At 29.7% G+C, this 360-nt stretch carries 1 pseudogene; it reads left to right on the forward strand.

Features of this window, described 5'->3' with window-relative positions:
* Nucleotides 1-68 precede the first annotated feature (68 nt).
* Nucleotides 69-360: pseudogene (locus AC1DJR_RS34145) on the forward strand (methyl-accepting chemotaxis protein); the annotation flags it as partial.

Here is a 360-nt window from a genome sequence, read left to right on the forward strand (position 1 = left end):
ATTTATTAATGAGATTTATATTTTAATAGTTTTACTTTATATTAAGTTAATTTAGAAAGGTGATGTTAATGAAAAAATATTGGCATAAGCTATCGTTTCTTCAAAAGAATGTATTGTTAACTGTACTCGTTATTTTGACGCTTGTTGGTACTATGGGAGCGTTAAGTTTTAACATGTTTCAAAATAGTATGATGTCTATATTTGAAAGGCATTCTTTTGAAACAGGAGATACGGTATTACATAAATTAGACGCAGAAATATTGAGAGATGTTGCAAAAGACCCAACGGCAGAAAGAGAAAAGAGAGAGAAGTTAACAGAGAAATTAGATGAATCAACGAAAGAATTGAACAGTGTTGGAC

It is taken from the genome of Bacillus sp. 05T31 (assembly GCF_056396725.1).